Source organism: Mycobacterium sp. 1245852.3 (genome assembly GCF_001669335.1).
In the GTDB taxonomy this organism is placed as follows: Bacteria; Actinomycetota; Actinomycetes; order Mycobacteriales; family Mycobacteriaceae; genus Mycobacterium; species Mycobacterium europaeum_A.
Map to the genome: position 1 here is coordinate 1 of NZ_LZLL01000418.1, position 2,260 is coordinate 2,260.

Genomic DNA, 2,260 nt, shown 5'->3' on the forward strand with positions numbered 1-2,260 from the left:
TGTCGCGCTACGGCCTGGTGGCGTGCGCGTCGTCGCTGGATCAGGGCGGCCCGTGCGCGCGCACGGTGCTCGACACCGCACTGCTGCACCAGGTGATCGCCGGGCATGACCCCCGCGACTCCACGTCGGTGGACGCGGCGGTGCCCGACGTCGTGGGCGCCGCCCGGGCCGGCGCGGACGGTGACCTCAAGGGCGTGCGCGTCGGAGTGGTCAAGCAGCTACGCGGCGAGGGTTATCAGCCCGGGGTGTTGAGCGCGTTCGAGGCCGCCGTCGAGCAGCTGACCGCCCTGGGCGCCGACGTGAGCGAGGTCGACTGCCCCCACTTCGAGTACGCGCTGGCCGCCTACTACCTGATCCTGCCGTCGGAGGTGTCGAGCACCGTGCGCGCGCACGGGCCGCCCTGATCCAGCGACGACGCGCACGCCACCAGGCCGTAGCGCGACACCGTGCCGTAGGTCGGCTTGACTCCCACCGTTGCGGTGAGCGCGGCGGGCTGCCGGATGGAGCCGCCGGTGTCGGATCCGATCGCCAGCGGGGCCTGGTACGCGGCCAACGCGGCCGCGCTGCCGCCGCCGGAGCCACCGGGCACCCGGTCGACGTCCCACGGGTTGCGGGTGGGCCCGTAGGCGGAGTTCTCGGTCGAGCTGCCCATCGCGAACTCGTCCATGTTGGTCTTGCCCAGGATCGGGATGCCCGCGGCGCGCAGCCGCGAGGTGAGAGTGGCGTCGTACGGGGAACGCCAGCCCTCGAGGATCTTGGACCCGCAGGTGGTGGGCATGTCGACGGTGGTGAAGACGTCCTTGAGCGCCAGCGGGACCCCGGCCAGCGGGGACGGCAGCCGCTCCCCGGCGGCCACCGCCTCGTCGACGACGGCCGCCGCCGCCAGCGCCTCGTCGGCCGCCACGTGCAGGAAGGCGTGGTAGCGGTCGTCGGTCGCGGCGATCTGGTCCAGGCATGCCTGGGTGACCTCGACCGAGGACACCTCTTTGGCGGCGATCCGGGCGGCCAGGGTGGCGGCGTCGGACCGGACGATCTCGTTCACTCGGCGTCCCCCAGGATCTGCGGGACGCCGAAGCGGCCGTCGACGGCCTCGGGCGCCTCGGCCAGCGCCTCGGCCTGCGTGAGGCAGGGGGCCGGCTGGTCGGGACGGGTGACGTTGACGTCCTTGAGCGGGTTGTCGGTCGCCTCGACGCCGGTGACGTCCACCGCCTGGACCTGGCTGACGTGGGTCAAGATGGCGTCGAGCTGGCCGGCGAAGCTGTCGAGCTCGCTGTCGGTCAGCGCCAGCCGGGACAGCCGGGCCAGGTGCGCTACCTCGTCGCGGGAGATCTGGGACACGATCCGAAAGCCTAGCCCGCCGCGTCCTTGGCGCTGGCGTGACGTTGGGCGACCACCGTCACACCGCCGTGACGCTCGGCGGGCAGAAGCCACATGCCTGTGCAACAGTGTTGGCCGTGCCCTCCTATCTGTTGCGCATCGAGCTCGTCGACCGGCCAGGCAGCCTGGGGTCGCTGGCGGTGGCGCTCGGTTCGGTGGGCGCCGACATCCTGTCGCTCGATGTGGTGGAGCGCAGCTCGGGCTACGCGACCGACGACCTGGTGATCGAACTGCCGCCCGGCGCCATGCCGGACACGCTGATCACGGCCGCCGAGTCCTTGTCCGGTGTCCGGGTGGACAGCGTGCGCCCGCACACGGGCCTGCTGGAGGCGCACCGCGAACTCGAGCTGCTCGACCACATCGCCGCGGCCGACGGCAAGGCCGCACGACTGCAGGTTCTCGCCAACGAGGCGCCCAAGGTGCTGCGCGTCAGTTGGTGCACGGTGTTGCGCAGCGCGGACGGCGAGCTCCAGCGCCTGGCCGGCAGCACCGGCGCCCCGGAGACCAAGGCGGACTCGGCGCCATGGCTGCCGATCGAACGGGCCGTCACGCTGGACAGCAGCGGCGACTGGGTGCCCCAAGCGTGGCGCGACATGGACATGACGATGGTCGCGGCCCCGCTGGGCGATCCGCACACCGCCGTGGTGCTCGGCCGTCCCGGCCCCGAATTCCGGCCCTCGGAGGTCGCCCGGCTGGGTTACCTTGCCGGGATCGTGGCGACCATGCTGCGCTGACGGGCAGCAATTCCATCGATACCGTCGGCCGGAGGCCGCGCAGAACCTAGCTAGTTGTTTGTCGGTGGTGGTTGGGGTTGGAAGGGTGTGTACCACCACCAGTCGGCGCGTTCGCCGATCGGTCCCGGACACGGCGCCACCGCAGGTGG

4 protein-coding genes and 1 pseudogene are annotated in these 2,260 nt (G+C 72.2%); 2 read left to right on the forward strand and 3 right to left on the reverse strand.

Going from position 1 to position 2,260, the window contains the following annotated elements; translation table 11 throughout:
• Positions 1 to 17 precede the first annotated feature (17 nt).
• Positions 18 to 404 (forward strand): amidase family protein, encoded by a 387-nt coding sequence (locus A9W96_RS18750; protein WP_369806898.1) that lies wholly within the window; start codon positions 18 to 20, stop codon positions 402 to 404.
• Here the strand turns inward: A9W96_RS18750 and A9W96_RS18755 are convergent.
• Together A9W96_RS18755 and gatC are read right to left on the reverse strand one after the other, a co-directional pair.
• Positions 365 to 1,042 (reverse strand): annotated as a pseudogene (locus A9W96_RS18755) (amidase family protein); the annotation flags it as partial. The gene A9W96_RS18750 and the pseudogene A9W96_RS18755 overlap by 40 nt on opposite strands.
• Complete coding sequence (gatC, locus tag A9W96_RS18760; protein ID WP_066862090.1) at positions 1,039 to 1,338, reverse strand: Asp-tRNA(Asn)/Glu-tRNA(Gln) amidotransferase subunit GatC; 300 nt, start codon at positions 1,336 to 1,338, stop codon at positions 1,039 to 1,041. The gene gatC and the pseudogene A9W96_RS18755, both read right to left, overlap by 4 nt.
• Before the next feature lie 116 nt (positions 1,339 to 1,454).
• On the opposite strand from gatC, the gene A9W96_RS18765 reads away from it, so the two are divergent.
• The gene (locus tag A9W96_RS18765; protein WP_156765311.1) at positions 1,455 to 2,111 is read left to right on the forward strand and encodes an amino acid-binding protein; all 657 of its coding nucleotides are present in this window, start codon (positions 1,455 to 1,457) and stop codon (positions 2,109 to 2,111) included.
• A 50-nt stretch (positions 2,112 to 2,161) separates the two neighbouring features.
• Here A9W96_RS18765 and A9W96_RS32730 read toward each other — a convergent pair.
• A partial coding sequence (locus A9W96_RS32730; RefSeq protein ID WP_231999738.1) for a hypothetical protein occupies positions 2,162 to 2,260 on the reverse strand: 99 nt, incomplete at its 5' end.